Source organism: Bdellovibrionales bacterium (assembly GCA_016714165.1).
Lineage (GTDB): Bacteria > Bdellovibrionota > Bdellovibrionia > Bdellovibrionales > UBA1609 > JADJVA01.
In genome coordinates, this window is record JADJNU010000001.1 from 421,044 (window position 1) to 437,255 (window position 16,212).

At 44.5% G+C, this 16,212-nt stretch carries 17 protein-coding genes; 11 read left to right on the forward strand and 6 right to left on the reverse strand.

What is annotated here, in order from left to right; all coding sequences use genetic code 11:
* Nucleotides 1-39: 39 nt before the first annotated feature.
* The 3 genes from IPJ71_01825 to IPJ71_01835 all read right to left on the reverse strand — a co-directional run bounded on the left by IPJ71_01825 (nucleotide 40) and on the right by IPJ71_01835 (nucleotide 2,843).
* Entirely contained in the window at nucleotides 40-462 is a 423-nt protein-coding gene (locus IPJ71_01825; protein ID MBK7842425.1) for a DUF3015 family protein, read from the reverse strand.
* Nucleotides 463-526: 64 nt separating this feature from the next.
* Complete coding sequence (locus tag IPJ71_01830) at nucleotides 527-2,308, reverse strand: DUF4105 domain-containing protein (GenBank protein MBK7842426.1); 1,782 nt, start codon at nucleotides 2,306-2,308, stop codon at nucleotides 527-529.
* Between the two features lie 151 nt (nucleotides 2,309-2,459).
* A complete protein-coding gene (locus tag IPJ71_01835) occupies nucleotides 2,460-2,843 on the reverse strand; it encodes a hypothetical protein (protein ID MBK7842427.1) in 384 nt (127 codons plus the stop codon).
* A 44-nt stretch (nucleotides 2,844-2,887) separates the two neighbouring features.
* Between IPJ71_01835 and IPJ71_01840 the strand changes: the two genes are divergently transcribed.
* The 3 genes from IPJ71_01840 to IPJ71_01850 all read left to right on the forward strand — a co-directional run bounded on the left by IPJ71_01840 (nucleotide 2,888) and on the right by IPJ71_01850 (nucleotide 5,823).
* A complete protein-coding gene (locus tag IPJ71_01840; GenBank protein MBK7842428.1) occupies nucleotides 2,888-3,745 on the forward strand; it encodes an alpha/beta fold hydrolase in 858 nt (285 codons plus the stop codon).
* Nucleotides 3,746-4,046: 301 nt separating this feature from the next.
* Complete coding sequence (locus IPJ71_01845; GenBank protein ID MBK7842429.1) at nucleotides 4,047-5,240, forward strand: hypothetical protein; 1,194 nt, start codon at nucleotides 4,047-4,049, stop codon at nucleotides 5,238-5,240.
* A gap of 202 nt (nucleotides 5,241-5,442) precedes the next feature.
* Complete coding sequence (locus IPJ71_01850) at nucleotides 5,443-5,823, forward strand: response regulator (GenBank protein MBK7842430.1); 381 nt, start codon at nucleotides 5,443-5,445, stop codon at nucleotides 5,821-5,823.
* A gap of 27 nt (nucleotides 5,824-5,850) precedes the next feature.
* Here IPJ71_01850 and IPJ71_01855 read toward each other — a convergent pair whose 3' ends face one another.
* The 3 genes from IPJ71_01855 to IPJ71_01865 all read right to left on the reverse strand — a co-directional run bounded on the left by IPJ71_01855 (nucleotide 5,851) and on the right by IPJ71_01865 (nucleotide 10,116).
* Entirely contained in the window at nucleotides 5,851-6,798 is a 948-nt protein-coding gene (locus tag IPJ71_01855) for an HD domain-containing protein (protein MBK7842431.1), read from the reverse strand.
* A 405-nt stretch (nucleotides 6,799-7,203) separates the two neighbouring features.
* Nucleotides 7,204-8,760 (reverse strand): AMP-binding protein, encoded by a 1,557-nt coding sequence (locus IPJ71_01860; GenBank protein MBK7842432.1) that lies wholly within the window; start codon nucleotides 8,758-8,760, stop codon nucleotides 7,204-7,206.
* Nucleotides 8,761-8,775: 15 nt separating this feature from the next.
* Entirely contained in the window at nucleotides 8,776-10,116 is a 1,341-nt protein-coding gene (locus tag IPJ71_01865; GenBank protein ID MBK7842433.1) for a hypothetical protein, read from the reverse strand.
* Nucleotides 10,117-10,217: 101 nt separating this feature from the next.
* On the opposite strand from IPJ71_01865, the gene IPJ71_01870 reads away from it, so the two are divergent.
* From IPJ71_01870 to IPJ71_01905, 8 genes are all read left to right on the forward strand, one after another.
* A complete protein-coding gene (locus tag IPJ71_01870; GenBank protein MBK7842434.1) occupies nucleotides 10,218-10,916 on the forward strand; it encodes a hypothetical protein in 699 nt (232 codons plus the stop codon).
* Between the two features lie 131 nt (nucleotides 10,917-11,047).
* Nucleotides 11,048-11,392, forward strand: a complete 345-nt coding sequence (locus IPJ71_01875; protein ID MBK7842435.1) for a hypothetical protein — start codon at nucleotides 11,048-11,050, stop codon at nucleotides 11,390-11,392.
* A gap of 74 nt (nucleotides 11,393-11,466) precedes the next feature.
* Nucleotides 11,467-12,309 carry a hypothetical protein gene (locus tag IPJ71_01880; protein ID MBK7842436.1) on the forward strand — a complete coding sequence of 281 codons (843 nt, stop codon included), beginning with the start codon at nucleotides 11,467-11,469 and terminating at the stop codon, nucleotides 12,307-12,309.
* Nucleotides 12,293-13,351, forward strand: coding sequence for a hypothetical protein (locus tag IPJ71_01885; GenBank protein ID MBK7842437.1), 1,059 nt, complete (start codon nucleotides 12,293-12,295; stop codon nucleotides 13,349-13,351). The genes IPJ71_01880 and IPJ71_01885 overlap by 17 nt, the downstream gene beginning before the upstream one ends.
* Nucleotides 13,348-14,265 carry a hypothetical protein gene (locus IPJ71_01890; GenBank protein ID MBK7842438.1) on the forward strand — a complete coding sequence of 306 codons (918 nt, stop codon included), beginning with the start codon at nucleotides 13,348-13,350 and terminating at the stop codon, nucleotides 14,263-14,265. The genes IPJ71_01885 and IPJ71_01890 overlap by 4 nt, the downstream gene beginning before the upstream one ends.
* Before the next feature lie 55 nt (nucleotides 14,266-14,320).
* On the forward strand, nucleotides 14,321-14,719 hold the full coding sequence (locus IPJ71_01895) for a hypothetical protein (protein ID MBK7842439.1): 399 nt from the start codon (nucleotides 14,321-14,323) through the stop codon (nucleotides 14,717-14,719).
* Nucleotides 14,712-15,758 carry a hypothetical protein gene (locus IPJ71_01900; GenBank protein MBK7842440.1) on the forward strand — a complete coding sequence of 349 codons (1,047 nt, stop codon included), beginning with the start codon at nucleotides 14,712-14,714 and terminating at the stop codon, nucleotides 15,756-15,758. Before IPJ71_01895 ends, IPJ71_01900 begins: the two co-directional genes overlap by 8 nt.
* A gap of 187 nt (nucleotides 15,759-15,945) precedes the next feature.
* Nucleotides 15,946-16,200, forward strand: a complete 255-nt coding sequence (locus tag IPJ71_01905; GenBank protein ID MBK7842441.1) for an acyl carrier protein — start codon at nucleotides 15,946-15,948, stop codon at nucleotides 16,198-16,200.
* The last annotated feature ends 12 nt before the right edge of the window (nucleotides 16,201-16,212 follow it).

Sequence of the window (16,212 nt, forward strand, 5' to 3'; positions counted from 1 at the left end):
CAAGCGAGGCGGAGGACTTATCTTGTTATAATCGGTCAATTAGCCGCAGAAATCTTTTAGGTTCTTATAAAGCTCAACTCCGTTTTGGGCTGGTGCCACAACGGTTCTGTACTGCGACTGAATTCGAGCAGTGTTCTTGCAGCCCATGACTTCAGTAAGACCTTCAACATACTCGCCTTCGCCAGAAGCCAATTCTTGTTTTAGGTTTGAATAGTTGTTGATGACGTAGTTGGCGGCTTCTTGCTCATTGGCTGCAAAAGAAAGTTGCTTACATCCAATGGTGCCAGTTGTCATGCCGAACGCTGGAGGAACAAACATATTGGTTGTTCCACGAGTGGTGGTACCAATCATGGTTTCAGAATCAGTCACTTCCCAGCCAAGTCCGCATCCGTCCATGGTATCTTTCGCTTGGCTCACCAATGGGAAAGCCAACAAGATTGCTCCGATAATAATACTGCGCATAAGTTCCTCCTTAAGGAATTGTTAGTTTTGTATATAGATCACTGTATCTATTCAGGAGGAGGAATCAACGGAAATAAGAGATCCATTCAAATCGAATTTCAAACCAGTCTGGCCGATTGAGAGAATGATCGTAGTTTAAAATTGTAGCTTGGCGGAGTTCTTGATTTCGGGCTAGGGCAAAGGAGTGTTCGACTCGAAATTCATAGTCGCGAGCGTTCAGGTTCCAATTTTTTGAATTCCATAGGATTCTCCCAAGAAGTCGGATCTTATAGGGGGCAAATGGGTTCCAAAGCCATCCGCTTTCGATGCCGGGACGCAGGCGATATCCACGCGGCAATCTCGAATGCGCTTCCGCACGGGAAATACCGAGCGAGTAGAGTCGATGGGTCGCGCCTCCAAGAGAGAGCCCGTAGCCGCCTTCAAAACTCCCAACAAGGCAGTCCTGGCATTCGAGTCCCTTTTCTGTTTCAAAAGCCCAGCGCAGACGCCAAGAGGGGCTTCGATTGAAATGGTTGAGAGGAAAGAGAGATGTGGAAGAAATCAATCCAAGCTCTTGAATTTTAATCGTTTTTTGATCCAATTGAAGTTCTATCCAGGGAAATTCAATCTCGGAAAAAGGGGAGTAGCCTAAATCACTTCCCAATAGATCATGGTAAGCAGACCGAATTTTAATTCTCCCAATGCCTCGAGGCTCGGCCATCGTATCAGTTTGAGAATCGAGGCTTCCCAGGCTGGTATGGACGGAATACGAATCGTGGCCAAGGTCGGGCTGTGACCGCAAGAGTCTGTTTGGAATTTGGGCTTCAGGGGTTTTTTGAGGATCGCGAGAACGTAACAATAAGAGATTATTTTCAATTTTTTGATCTTCTTCGGACCAGTTCTTTTTCTTTTTGGCTTTCAGATACAACATGGACAATAGGCCAGTATCGAGAACCTCGGGCGAGAATTGATTTTTCAGATCATTCTCGCTTTGAGGTCTTATGAGTTTTTGATAGTTCCTGAGTTCGGTTCGCGACAGCAATCCATATCGGAGTTGCAGCTGATGGAAAAGCGAGGGCCGAAAATGAACTTCGCGGACGATTCCGGGGAAGGCATTGACCTGTTTGATTGTCTCCCCTGGAATGACATAGATCCGATGTTGAGTGATATTCCAATCTGTTCGAACAGCCTCAATCGCTCGAAGAATTTGGTAAGAGCAATTCTTGTCAAAAAAATAATATTTGAAGTGGGAGTTAATTTCCAATTCCCAAAGGTGTCCAATCAGGCGATTGGTTTCGATTGCGGTCAGATTGAGGTCGTATTCCCAGAGGTCGCGGCTCTCTGAATTGATGTATTCATTCACCTTTTTGTAGTAGGGTTCGGTTGACCAAATTCCGCGATACCCTCCAAATACTCCCATGTACATAAAAGCGAGGAGATTTGAATCTGGAGGAGTCCATGCAGCAAAATTCACTCCTGTATCAAGAAGTGCATTTGTTCGCTTTGATCGAATTTTTAAAAAGCTGTGTCCAAACATGCTGGCGGGATTATTTGGATAGGCGCTGGAAAAGACGAGAGTCAATCCGGTCGGCTCTTGAAATCGATTGAGAAACTTCTTAAAAAGAGGACATTCAACCTCTTGAATTTTAAGTTGAAATGTGTCTCGAAGAAGACGAAACCTCTCCGGAAATGCGCACTGAGGGTGAAGTTTGAGATCCGTCAATTTCAGATCTTGATCAAAGGCATTGATTGAGGCAATGAGCTCCGCCAAAGGATTGAACTTGCCATCCTGTGCGAAAAAGAATCCGGACCCATCGAGTTCGCTGCGATGCCCACCCCGATAGGGAAGATAGTGCAGGGCGCGCAACCACGCGGCTGATTGAGCGAACTGGTCGAGTGGCGCCGACGCAGCGAGAGACGACGACAGGGCGAATTCAGTATCACCCCGCTTTCCAATTTCATCCCTGGTTTGTGGCCTTGCAGACAATGATACCAGGAAGCTGAAACACCAGATAAAACTAATCGCGAATAGCCTCAGTTGTAACAGTGGACTCCTGGTCCTGCCAGTTAACTCTCGAAATCTTTTCATCCTGCAATTCAATGGCTTCATTATTCAAGCTCTTCTTAGCTAGGCGCAAGGCATCCGCTCGAAATAGGGCGCGCTGTGCGGTTGTGGGCATCGTCAAGTAAAACCAGCAACTGCCTCCCAGGCCGATTGCAGTGATTATACAGAGCGGTTTAATTGCGCCCCCAATCGGGTAGCTCTTTTCCACCTTCACGACTTCGTTCTGCCCCTTTTGGTTGGTCATTTTGCCTTCGTATCCCAGCCGAATTGTCGCGCAGCCTGTGAACGAAAAAACAAGAAGACTCAAAGTAATGGAATCAAAAACTGACTTCACCATTCCTCCCTTGCAAGAGCCCCCAATCTAGTGAATTCTTTTTTGTTATGAAAGATAAAAAAGCATTTTATTTAATTCTGCGCTTTGGCATGCTCATTTTTTTGACAAACCTCGGTTGCTCGAACCTCTTGTATTATCCGACAAGATCGATTTATGTGGATATGAACAAGTTGAAGCCCCTGCCAGAGGAAGTGTCTTTTGAACTTGAAAAAGGACAGAGCATTCACGGTTGGTATTTTCAATCCCAAAACAATCTCCCTCGATCGGTCGTAGTATTTTTTCATGGAAATGGGCAGAATCGTTCTGCCCACTTTTATTCGCTCTATTGGCTGCTCAAAGAGGGCCATGATTTGGCCATTTTCGATTATCCTGGATATGGACAGACAGAGGGTCAGCCGTCCCCTCAGAATACCGTAAAAACAGCCATGGGCGCCATAAACTATGTGCGCAGACTAAAGCCAGGACTTCCCCTGATTGTTTACGGTCACAGTCTAGGAGGCGCTATCGCCATGCGGGCTGTTTGGGAGTTGCGATCAGACTTTCTGCCAAAAATTCTCGTGGTAGACAGCTCCTTTTTGTCCTATCAGAATACGGCGCGAGCGATCATGTCTAAATCTCCATGGACCTGGGCGCTACAGCCCTTTTCGGCATTCCTATTCAGCGATGAGTGGGCTCCAGCTCAGCGAGTTTCTGAAATGGCTGGAACCAAGATCATTGTGATTCACTCGAAAAAAGATGAGATCATTCCCTTTGCAATGGGTAAGGAAATCTTTGAGGCAGCCTCCTTTCCAAAGGAATTCTGGCAAAAGGAAGCTGGCGGTCACAATGAGTCCTTTTCTGATTCAGAAGGGGCAGCACTCAAGGTAAGGCTCCTCAAATCGCTTTCAGAGTCTTTAAATAACTAAAACCTCAGGATGAATTGATTGGACCCGATGAATCCTTCTCGGCTGCCAAATACCCTCAAAATCAGGCGAGGGAAGGCAGTCCTGTGACAATTATCGTCCCCCGTTTTGACAAAACTTCAGGCTCGCAATCTTAGAATCATCTTCTGGGTCAGCTTTTATTTTGGGCTATCCATAAGAAGTGACAAGTCAATTTGAAATACTCAAGGGGCTCTAATTGATCTGGAACAGGGATTTGCAGAATGAGGGAGGCCAATCCAGGTTTTGGCTTAATCCTAGTCACAGACCGCTAAGGAGTATTTTTGTGAATGAGGCATTGTGCAAGATGAAAACAGATAAGGTGATGATTGGAAAGTCGGAAGATATATCATTTTTGAAATCGGTCTACGCAATACTCATCCTTGTCATGATAATTGGCAGTACCCGTGAAGTTATTGCGCGTGAATCAAAGTCTCAAGGTGCAGCGGATACTTCTGTCTTAAGTGCCGAAGTGACGAAGGGCGTATCAGGGAATGATCTGACATCCAACTTTTCGACAGAACCTGCGGATCTACCAGAGATTAGTTTGGAAGAAGGAGAGCGGGTCAGACTCCGTTTAAAACATCAAATCGATCTTCTTTTGTCGCCTCCAGATTCGAGTTTGATGTCTGAATATCTCGCTCTAGATTCAAACTTGAGACAAAAATTTAACACCAAACGCCTGGGAATATTGAGAGCTCTTGCGGGAATTTTATCTAAAGGACGCCTTGTTTTTGGATTACATGGTTTTGTGAAAGGTAAGTATCATCAAATTCGAAATAGAGATCAGTCTGGGAAAACCACAGATGCTTTAACAGATATTTTTCCGCCCACCCAGAGGCGCTCGGTGGCAGAACATGGCCTTGCTGTAGTGAGAGATATAGTTGGTGCTGTCGATAAATTTCTCCTTTCTCAAGTGAATCTCCTTATTGAATCAAACGAAGTTGGCTTTGTTATGGGACTCGCTCCCATTCTCGAGGCAGGCGCAGCAAAATGGGGCTATGGCGGAGCGCCGCTGTCTGTTTATTTAAGTGTGGGATATAACTCCCATGAGAATAGTTATGTTTTTGATATTGCGAGAGGGAGCGAATACTTTGAGAGCGCAATGTCTGTATTTGTTATTGGAGGACTCAATATTCAGACGGGCGTCTACTTACTTTCCAGCAAATTGGAGAGAGATCATCAGTCTCGAACGGGGACAACATTTTATCCACCAGTTGCACCCATGTACGTTAAAGTTACACAATCAGGAGATTATGCGAGTGCAGGAATGAGTACGACCTTCCCTCCATTGGGTGGAGATCTTTTCACCTGGCAAAACAAAGGGTCTCAAGTATCTGTGTTGAGAGTTAAGATTTCAAAACACATTCCTGGCTTTGTTCGTTGGACTTGGGGCGGAATTCCAAATCTGGGAATTGTTTGGCAGAAGGTCAGCAACGTAGTGGCAGAGTTGAAATCCCGTTCTCAAACTTGGGATTGATTGAAGAAATCCTCTCCGTCGACTTCTGCTGGTTTGTGTCGCCAAGCAGTTATTGGGGGTAGATTTGCGGATATTCAATAAGTGAGATTCACAAATTCAGATTGAGACTTTTGAAAATACGGGCAATAGTAAGAACTGTCTCATATCTGAGGTTCATGAGGGAGTCCTGCGCGAGGAAGAGCGAGCGAGAGATGGGGGTAGTGTGGGGTCACTTGAGAAAAAATTGATCTTAGTGGTTGATGATGAGCCTCTGCTTCGAGAGATTGTGAGAACCTTGGTAGAGGATGAGGGGGGCAGTGTTATTGAGGCTTCTGATGGAGACTCTGCATTTGCGATTTTGCAAGCGCAAAAGGTGGATTTAGTGATTTCAGATGTTCGTATGCCCATTGTAAGTGGAGAAGAGTTGGCACGAAAGATCAGATCCACTGATCCAAGGATCCCCGTTATTATTCTGATGACGGGTTTTTCTGATTTGGATCTTGATACGGCGAAAAAAATTGGGGTGAGAACGGTGTTATCGAAGCCTTTCAATTCGGAAGAGTTTATGAAAGAAGTAATTGCATCCTTGGCTGAGGCCGAATAGATCACTTATTCTGACTTTTTTCAGTTTTCATTGTGATCTTCCTTCTTGTAGCACTCCATTGTTGGCGACGACCACTTCCCTGCATTGAATGGACTTGTCCACCGGGATCTTTGAAGACCTTCTTCCTCGATTTTGATTCACAAAATGCAATGCGTAATAGGGATCTGAAAGGAGGCGATCCAGTTCATCCCACATGGGCTGAAGTTCAGTCTCCTCCCCACGATAGAGAATTTCCTTAAAGACTTTCTGTTCCAGCATATATTTACTTACTTTACTCGGCAAGTTTAGGAAAAAGTCCGCAAGACCCTGTCGAACATTGCTAATTCGATCAGCCAACTTCAAAGCCACCGAAAGTCGATCTGTTCGGGTCCTTCTATAGGTATTTTTCAAAATATCTTCAGGGCTCAATCCGACCTGATCCTTGTCGCTATTATTTAATTTAGTGACCCCCAGGACTATTCGGGCAAGTTGAGAGGAAAACAAGTCCTCTATCTCTTCATAAGTCGCGTCGGTATCTTCGATGACATCATGAATGAGTGCCGCGCTTCCCAGTACAAGTCCCTCAATTGAATCCTTAGGTCCAAATCCAAACTCTCTTAGTACTGCTTTGACATTGTTCAAGTGCCTCGTATAGGACTCGCCAGCGTATTCTTGCTGGTTTTCAGCTACATGCTTTTGATGAGAATATCTGATTACGGCTTTGTGCTGGGCCTTGAGCTGCAAAACGAAATTATTTATTTTGCTGATTTTTGCAATCAGTTTAGAATGAGCGGGAATCGTCGCCAAAATTGATCGAATGTCGGTTTGATCCCGAAGAGCAAATTGAGAGATTTTTTCCAGCAAGCTTGAGAATTCATTCAACTCATCTAGAGTGTCAAACGAATCAAGTATGTAGATTAGATGGTCATGCCGAAACCAAGGAGAAAGATAATTCGAAGAAGGGATGGTCGATCTGGACGAGCTATTGGACAACATTGACCCCACAAGATCATAGTATTTAATCACAGCTTCGATTTTAGCTTGGTGAAGAAGGTCGGTCTCACCCTGTTGATCACTTCTGTACAGATCAAATAAATCTGAAAGTTTTTTGGTTCTCATCTGCAGCGATCCGCTCTCGTTCGCTAGACCGGGCCATGAAAAAGAAATTAAAAATACGCAAAACACAGGCATAAAAAAACGAGTATTCACGAACAGTTTCCTCTCAGGATTTTCCATTTACTCCAACCGACAAAGAGAAGGCCATGACTATCCTTGTTTGTGAGAAAAAGATAGAGGAATCAGGCTTTAGATTCCCGAAACTCCAATTTGAGATTGGTAAAAGATGAGCAAATGGTTAGAACAGAAAAGTTTCCATGGCAAAATGAAAAATCGTATCAGTGCTTAAGGCCACACAATCGGAAGAGCTTCGCTGAGGGCCAATTGCTGTACAGTCCTCCGATCTATCTTACCACTTGTAACATATGGAAATGGAGAGAGAAAATAGATCTTTCGTGGAACGGTCACCGGGGGTATTTCATGGGCCATCGATGCCAGACAATCCTCCAATTTTGACTTTTCCATTTGTTGATCGATGACTCCGATAACGTGGTTGGGAGACGTGCGACTGTCTGAGAGGGCAATCAAGGAAACTCCCTGAGATCTCTGTGAAAAATAGTATTCGATTTCTTCAGCCTCTATTCTGATTCCTGCAATTTTAAGCTGCCAGTCTGTGCGTCCAAGAAAAATGACTTGCCCCTTTGCGTTTCGAGTTACTAAATCACCAGTGCGGTACCATAGTTGGAGGTTGTTTCCCCATCGAATGAATTTTTTTTGTGTATCTGGGACGTTTTCGACATATTCTTTTGCTAGCTGCGGACCGGAGATCATCAGTTCTCCGCGTTTCCCGACTTCCTTGATCTCATTTAACTCCTCATCTACGATGGCGAACTGGTGATCGAGGTAGCAATTACCGATAGGAATTCGTGATTCTTCCAGCTCAACATCCGAGATAACATACCGAAATACATTCACGGTTGCTTCGATGGGGCCATAAAGGTTTTCGATTCGTGAATTTTGAGCACAGGTCTTCCAGCGGCGGCAAACTTCCTTGTCGAGTGATTCGCCCGTAAATGTCGTGTATCGCAGAGAAGGTAGGGAATTGGCGTTGAGATCTATTCCTCTTTGAAAATTGAGTTGGACTAAGGTGGGGACTGATGACCAATAGGTGATGGAATTTTTAGAAATGAAATTGGCAATATCGAATTTGTAACTATCTGCCAAGGGGTAGAGGGTAGCGCCATTGACAAAGGCTAAAAAAATATCGCTCAAGCAGGGATCAAAACTCAGTCCAAATGTTTGCGAGATTCGATCGCTTCGACTGATCAGATAATTTGAGAGAAAATTGGAAAGAAAGCTGGAGAAGTTCCCTCGTGTAATGCCAACACATTTTGGTTGCCCAGTGCTTCCAGAGGTGGAGAGGTAATAGCAAATTTTGTTGTGATCTTCCTTTTCAAGGTACTTGGTGTTAATCGAGCTTAAAATATCTTTGTCCGAAAAATTGACAAGAGAAAAATCACTTTCGTATTCCTCAAAGAATTTGGCGTGCCGTTCATCTAGGGAAGTGCAGGCAATGACGCTTTTGACTTGAAGTTTTTTTAGGAGATTTCCTTGATGAGAGAGAGATTTTGATTTGTAGATGGGAACGAAGGGGCGATGACTGAGCATGCAAGCGATCACCGACAAGTAGGCATCGATGCACTTCTCTCCATATATTCCGACCGATTCATTTGAAGAGGTGTTCTCGGTTAGAAAACTTGCCAGTTGGAGAGCTTTTTTAGTGAAGTCTCCGTAATTGATAGAACTGGAGCCCTTGCGTTGAGAGAGGACGACAGCAGGGCTTTTGGCAATTTCGATCCCATTCTGCAGTATCGTTGTGAGGTATTCGGTTAATGTCGTCATCGATAAATCCCCAGGTTACGAGACCACACGAAGAGCGTAGGGATAAATGTAAATTTCAATCGCTGGAAAGATCATGGATATCAAAAAGTGGTTAATTGCGATCGATGCCCATTGAAAGATTGGATGAGAGTATTTCCTGAGCAAATGACTCCATAATGTTGCTCCAAAAATGATTAAAATGAGCCAGAGGCTCGCCCAGGAAATAGAAAATACCAAACTGGAAAGCAAATTCAATGGAGGAGCTCTCAGCTCTGGGACAAGAAGCGCATAGAATGAGCGGATAAAAATGTCCTGAAAGAGCATCATGTGAATGATAACCAAGACAAAGGAAGCAAGAATTGCAAAAATATAGTTCCGAAAGAGGCCGAATAAGGGAATGTAAATATGTCGAAAAAAGAACTTGTAGAGATAGGTTGAGCCCCTTTGCCAGGTTTCCATAGGTGTTTTGGCGAGAATCATAAAATAGGAGGGGTCGGGACAGTTGACGCCAAACAAGCGTGACATGCCCGCCAATTGGCTAAAACTGGCGATGAGAAAGAGGATGAAATAGGTGTAGTGTCCGAAAATGGCTCCGAGTCCTTGAACATGAAGAGAAGCCAATAGGTTCTTTCCCAAAAATGCAATAGCAAAAAGAATAGCTCCAGTGTAACAATTCCAAATTCCTTTCCACCAAAGTTTTTTTTGTTCGACCTTTTCCAAACAAAAAGTGGTTTCTTCAGGCCACAAAGTACTCCAGGCGAAATTGGTTGGGACGAAAGCAAAATCCTCCTTCGCCGGAAGATTGACCGCCAATACCCAGTAGACAACAAAGAGAAGATACATCTGAGGGTGAAGAATCCAAAATAGTTTGAGAACCTGAGAATTATTTTTTGTGGCCGCTTCGTGAGCGAGTAGATAGCCAATGGCGAGAAAGAAGAGAACAAAAAGGGGAGCCCCAGCGAGCGCTAAAGAGCGACTTTTTTGAGAATATCGTAGCAAAACATATCCACCAAGGGCACACAGAGGTATGGCTGCCATGCTCCAACCTGGTTCCATGATCCAGTAGCAAGCCAATACCCAAGAGAAAGTGAGAGTGAGGTAGCGCAAAATTCCAAACCAGGAAGTAGGGCAGTAATAGAACAATAAAGCCCCGGTGCAAAGTGCCGAATAAAGGATTTTTCTTTCCAAAAATAAATCAATACGAACTCCGAAAGGAGAAGGAGTCATAGCGAGCGGAAAGACGATGAGGTGATAGAATGCTCCTAGAAGGAGAATTGCAATGGCTGGAGCCCACTTCGCAGTGATGTTTCCCATTTTGAGGAACAGTTTTTCCTCAAGTTCTAAAAATTTCTTTTCTACCGAAATTGGAGAAATCATCCTTCGATTATCTGTAAGCATTTTCAATAGCGCAATCTCTGAATAGACTTTCCTGCATGAGGAGCTTCTGTTAAACTTGACTTCAATTTTCGGAGCGGAACATGGCGAAAAAACTAGATTTGAGTCGAGTTCAAAATATGTTCTACCTTCATGGTGGTCTCAAGGCTGAGGTGTTCTTTGGATCCTTGGAGGAGGGGCCGAAGCTGAACTATCGCCGGAGTTTAAGGGTGATATCGGCTCAGCAGTCTTTGATATTGGAAGGTATTTACTGCAGGATCTCAGATGGTCAAGTCGAGGTAAAATCCAAGACAGAGTTTAGGGCGGGGAAGATTGTGAGCCACTCGGTCGAATATTTTGGTTCTGGACAAAGAGTCGAACTAAAATCCTTCTTCACTGGGTGGTTCCAGCGTTTGTCGAGTTATCAGCCTTCTGGATGCAAAGTCCAAAGATTTTTTGGACGAGATCATGTGTCACTGGCCTACTTCTCCTGGTTGAGCCCTGAGTTGTCGATGCTTTTGGATATGAAGAAATCTCTTGAATGTAACTTGATCCGAATGGAACAAGTTCGGGCGTATCCGATTAAGGTTGTGCGAGAGGAGTCGTTATCCTCCTCGCAGGTATCTTGTTTGCGTATGTATTCCCGAAGAAATGATTTGGAGTTTCCGGAAACACTCCTGACTTTTGATCGTCAGACAGGTCGATTGCTTCAGACCAAGGGCTATATGTATCCTCCCCCTCATGTGGGACGGATGGTTCTGAGTTACCCTCACTTAGGTGAAGTCCAGAATACCGCGCATTGAATACTGCGCATTCTTGATGAGACTTCTCTCGGGTGGTACGATGGTTCTGTCAAACGCAATGAGGAAGGGCCATGATTCCTCTTTTTGCCCGACGATATGCTTCGTGCTCTAGGGGCGAGACTTGGGGTCAGATGAATCGCATTTGGTATGAAAGCATTATTGACCAGGCGGAGAAGTCAGATAAAATTTTTTCTCGTGGTCGTCCCTTCTTTCTTTATAATCCCTCTGTTGCTGTTGAAAATATCCTCGCAATAAGGAAGGCTTGGAGTGGATCCTCCCAGGCATCAACGAAGGTCTTTTTCTCGGTTAAAGCGAATCCAAATCCCGAAATATTGAAGGAATTAGAATCGGTTGTTGATGGGTATGACGTTTCATCCGAAATGGAATTTGATTTGCTTCTTCGTTTGGGGATCGGGGGCAAACGAATCACTCTCTCCGGTCCTGCGAAAACAGATCGCTTATTGAAAAGGCCTTAGAGCAAAATGTCTACGGGATTCATTTTGATTCAGAAGAAGAATATTCCGCCTACAAGCGGTTGAAGGAGAATGATTTGTCTCAGTCGCAGAGTCGACTGACTATGAGACTAGCTCATGGCAAGATTGGGTCCCATAAATTAGGTTTCTCAGATGAAAATTTGAGTGGCATCCTCAAAGAAATAAATGATCAAAGTTGTTTCGGGTTTCATATTTATCTGGGAAGAGAATCTTTCAGCGCGCCGGTTGTTCGCTCAGTTATCGAAAAGGCAACCGAGTTTCGGCAAAGATTCCCGCTAGCCTTTCACAGAGAATTTGAACTTTTTTTGGGAGCAGGATTTCCAAGCGCCAACTGTGGCTTGGTTGAAGATCTCCGATTGGTGTCGGCAGATCTTCAAGCCCCGTATCCGGTTCACCTCGAAATGGGGCGCTACATCATGAATACGGCAGGTATCTATGGGACGCGGATACTGGCGGTGAAGATTCGGCCCAAGGGGAGAGCTTTTGTGATTATCAATGGGGGACTTCAGCATCTGGCGGCAAATCTGGTTTCTCCGCGCTATGGGCGAAGGCATCTCAATTGCTTATTGAGGTTCGACCGACCTGGTAGGCTGAAGGGTGGCGATAGTCGTGAGTATGATATCTATGGATCCCTGGGAATTTGGAATGACTGCATCCTTCCGGAGGTGTCTTTGCCTCAGAGCGTGGAAAGAGGCGATTGGTTGATCTTTTTTCCGACTGGAGCCTATGGTTTTACGGCCGCTGCAAACCAGTTTATTGGACCTCCGCGAATAGATGAGTGGATGGTCAGAGGTGGCGGTGAGAATTTTGAACTCAAGGAGGTTTCTGCTTCTCATCTTGTTCCCTACCAATTAGCCTTCTCAAATTTGGAGAGGAGTCCTTGTGAACTTCTCCCTTAAAGTAGACGGAGAGACGAACTCTGGGGAGCTTTGTGATCTTTTTGGTTCTGAGTCCAAATATCCGAGCGAATACTATTTTTGGCAGGATCGTAAACCAGATTTTTTTGCCTTTTATAGCCATCTGAAAACTCAGCCTGCCACCTATCTGAAGTGGATAGATGCGAAGGGAAGAACGCGGATTTGCTTTGGCGTCATACCCATAGGTGAAATGCAGGGGTCGCCAATTTGTTATCTCACCGATTTTTTTGCGGACCCTGCAATACGAAACTCCAAAGAAGTCTGGAGATTTGTGGAAGCAAGCTGTCACTTTTTCCGAGAGAATTTTCAAACATCTTTGTGTTGGGGCTTGGAGAATCGTCCTGGTGTACTTCGGGGATTCTCGAGGATGCTCGCTCGAGTTGGTTTTGGCTTTAAGTATTTTGGACTCTCTCTTATGAGAGAGTTCTATTTATCTGGAGAGAGAAGCACCCAGTACCAGGCATCCTTGGAGAAAGTTGAGAGGCTGGAAGGCAAAGAGATTTTGAATAGCCCAGATGTCTTTTCTTTCTTAAAGTTCGCCCCAGAGAACAGACCAATATTTGCTCCCTCTCTGAGTATTTCAGGCTTGGATAAATTGCTGAAAACTGATCCAAATCTGACAATTATAAAATATCCCTCCTCGGTTAATAGAAATAAATGTTTGCTTCTCGTTGACTTTGGAAAAGTCCGAAAACTATGTAGCACCGGTAAAAAGTCAGAATTGATGAAAGGTCAATCCTGGGGGGATGAATTGAGGCAGTTAATCGTGAGTCCTATCGGACCGATTGACGAGAGTGATTCAACTTTAGTGCGGGCAGCCTTCGAGTTTGCAAACTTGGGGAAGTATGATCTTCTTAGTCTTCGCGATATGAAATTGGGACATGAATTTGCTCAGATGAAGAGGCAACTTGTTTATTCACGCAGAGCCTTTGCCCTTTACTCTCAACTTCATCCTCACTGGCCACAAATTTTTCAGGATGTTAGGCCCGAGACTCGTATCAACTTGGAATCAAGCTTCCTATGAAAACGTCTTTTGAGAAGATCGCATTTGTTAATTTGGGACTGGATCAGAATTTCGATAAGCTTAAACTATTGCAAACCCTATTTCCAGCTCGAGTTCCAGCCTCAGAGAGACTTGTTTTGAGTCAACTGGATATGAGCCTGTATTTGGTGTCGCAAAACGGTTTAGGAATCGGATTTCAAAAGCCAGAGGGGGACTTGTCTTCCTGGTTAGACAGGATGAAAGTTCGGGTTCCAAGAGTGCTCAGTTTGAAGACAAATCCCTACTTTATCACCCAGTGGATGGAAGAATTGAAAACTGAATTATTGCGTCTCGACTACGACATTCTAGGGGCGACGGCAGAGCTGGCGGGCCTCTCTGACCTCGAGAGCGAACTGATAGAAACCTTTAAATTGCGGGCACCCAAATTTCAGGGGCATTCGGTCGATTTTTTTTCCAGGGTCAATTCGAAGAGCTTTTTGATTGAGCTGTGTTCGCAGTGGGGGTGTGCGTTTCCGAAGACTGTTTTGACGAACACAAGGTCTTTGAATAGGGAAATAAAACAGTGGACTGGACAGTTTCCCCTATTTATCAAATATGAGCACAGTTCGGGAGGAGGAGGGACTTTTGAAATTGCGGATAGCCAAGATGTTTCATTTATCAAATACATTGATAGGCATAAGAGTGACCTGGGGGATGGAATTTGGCTCCTGCAAGAAAAAATTTCGGCGAAAAAGCAATTCAGCTGTCTGTGTGAAGCCAATTCCTCCCCATCTCTAAAATGCGTTATGGAAGTCGAGTACAATTCTCATGGCTATTCTTCGCGCCATAAGATGGTCAGTCCCAATGAAATAATCGATTTTTTTCCTGAACTGAGCGGAATTGCTGATCGTATCGTGGGAGTCCTCGAGGGCTTACCAGGGGCTATTTGGATTTGATGCTATTTTATCTGAGAGTGGAGATTTGTTTCCAATCATTGATCTGAACGTCAGAATGAATAAGGGACATTTAATTCTCAAGGCGGCTGAGCAATTTCGGATCGATTTGGCAGATATTTATTCCGTGCGAATAAGAGAAACTGGGTTTCGATTTTCATCGTTCGCGGAACTCTGGGGGCAAATTTGCCAGCGATTGAATCTCGATGAGCAGGGACTGTCTCCAGGGGGTCAGTTTGTCATTCCCTATTTGACCTCAGGAATTGTTGATTCGAGCCTATCAACAAACGGGTCATCGCAGAATTTTAGAGAGGGTCCATTGGTACGGTCTCCCGTTGAGTTGACTTGTTTTTTTGGTCACAAAAATTCGTCTGAGGAGGAGTCGATCATATGGAGAGAGAGGGCGATCGAAAAAATATCTAAAATCATGAAAGGGTGGCTCAAAGGTGATGTCTGATATCCGTTCTCATTTGTCTGCAAAGCAGTGGAAAACTTTATTCAGCCACGAAAAACCATTTTTTTTGTATGACTTTGGAAAAATTCGATCTAATCTTTCCTTTATCCGGTCCTATTTAAAAGGACTTATTGACCAGAAGTGCAGTATTTATTTTTCTACCAAGAGTAATCCGAATAATTTTTTACTTAAGTGCCTGATTCCAATCATAGATGGATTTGATACGTCTTCAGAAATAGAGATGCGGATGATGAGAAATCTGGGTGTTGAGGCGCCTCGTCTATCTCTCTCGGGTCCGGGAAAGCCCAATGAGGCATATGATTTTGCTATTGGACAGGGGGTAGGCTGCATTCACCTTGATTCGATATCAGAGTATGAGGCCTTTCGCTCTCTTCAGGGAAAAAGGCCTGACCAAGGTGGGGTGGGAGTCACATTGAGACTGCAACTGGATTCAGACGAAACAAAGCTTGGACTGAGTCTTGAGGAAGTCAGGTCGGTCTTGAAAATGGCAGCAAGACGGCAGTTTTATGGTCTTCATACTTACTTAGGTAGGGAATCCTTTTCCGGCGAGGCTCTCTCTATTCACATTGATTTGCTCAGCAGATTGATTAGCGAATTTCGTGATGCTTTTGTTAAAGACGTCAAACTCTACATCGGGCCGGGATTGCCATCATTGAAAGCTTTAAAGAAAGACATCAGGGATTTTAGCAATCCCATTCGGTCTCCACATCCTGTAACTTTTGAATTGGGTCGATCCCTGGTTTCGGATATAGGTTTTTACGCAGCCCAGGTGTTGTCGGTAAAGCCCGGTCGAGTCCCCACTGTAATTTTAAATGGCGGAGTTCATCATTTGGGTAGTCCTCTATTGTCCGTCTACAGTGCTGGCGAGGCTGCTCGGGTCCAGGGGATAACAGCTCAAGGAACTAAGATTGAGGGCGAAATGGCTGAATTCGCAGTTTACGGATCTCTCTGTCTATCTCATGACTGTCTTCATCCCAAGGCGACTTTGCCCAGGGGAATAAAAAGGGCGATTGGATTTTAATTAGTGATTGTGGGGCCTACGGTATGACCGCTGCTGTTCCATTTTTTATTGGTCAAGCCCTAGCGCTAGAATATGCAATTTGCCTTGATCCGATGGGTGGTGAATGTAGAATTGACGAGATATCGCCACAGAATTTCCTTTCTTACCATGAAAGTTTTTAGTGTGGCTTGCAGGGAGAAAAATGGGGATGAATTCCATTGAGTTGACGGGAAAAGTCCGGACCTTGTTGATTGATTTGAATTTTTCTGCCGCTGCTCGATCCGTTAAAGATGAAGATGATTTGTTTGACAATGGAGCATTGGACTCTCTGACTCTTATTCAGTTTGTCTTGGTCTTGGAGGAGGAGTTTAAGATTCAGTTGGTCAACAGCGATATTTCATACGATAATTTTAAAAGTCTCAATCACCTGGTAAAAATGCTTCAGGATGTTTACAAAGTTTAGATCGAGGTCGAC

Coding starts and splice junctions, on each gene's coding strand:
- IPJ71_01825 (MBK7842425.1), bottom strand. CDS start 462: ATGCGCAGTATTATTATCGGAGCAATCTTGTTGGCTTTCCCATTGGTG.
- IPJ71_01835 (MBK7842427.1), bottom strand. CDS start 2,843: ATGGTGAAGTCAGTTTTTGATTCCATTACTTTGAGTCTTCTTGTTTTT.
- IPJ71_01840 (MBK7842428.1), top strand. CDS start 2,888: ATGAAAGATAAAAAAGCATTTTATTTAATTCTGCGCTTTGGCATGCTC.
- IPJ71_01855 (MBK7842431.1), bottom strand. CDS start 6,798: ATGTTGTCCAATAGCTCGTCCAGATCGACCATCCCTTCTTCGAATTAT.
- IPJ71_01860 (MBK7842432.1), bottom strand. CDS start 8,760: ATGACGACATTAACCGAATACCTCACAACGATACTGCAGAATGGGATC.
- IPJ71_01865 (MBK7842433.1), bottom strand. CDS start 10,116: ATGATTTCTCCAATTTCGGTAGAAAAGAAATTTTTAGAACTTGAGGAA.
- IPJ71_01870 (MBK7842434.1), top strand. CDS start 10,218: ATGGCGAAAAAACTAGATTTGAGTCGAGTTCAAAATATGTTCTACCTT.
- IPJ71_01875 (MBK7842435.1), top strand. CDS start 11,048: ATGAATCGCATTTGGTATGAAAGCATTATTGACCAGGCGGAGAAGTCA.
- IPJ71_01890 (MBK7842438.1), top strand. CDS start 13,348: ATGAAAACGTCTTTTGAGAAGATCGCATTTGTTAATTTGGGACTGGAT.
- IPJ71_01895 (MBK7842439.1), top strand. CDS start 14,321: ATGAATAAGGGACATTTAATTCTCAAGGCGGCTGAGCAATTTCGGATC.
- IPJ71_01900 (MBK7842440.1), top strand. CDS start 14,712: ATGTCTGATATCCGTTCTCATTTGTCTGCAAAGCAGTGGAAAACTTTA.
- IPJ71_01905 (MBK7842441.1), top strand. CDS start 15,946: ATGAATTCCATTGAGTTGACGGGAAAAGTCCGGACCTTGTTGATTGAT.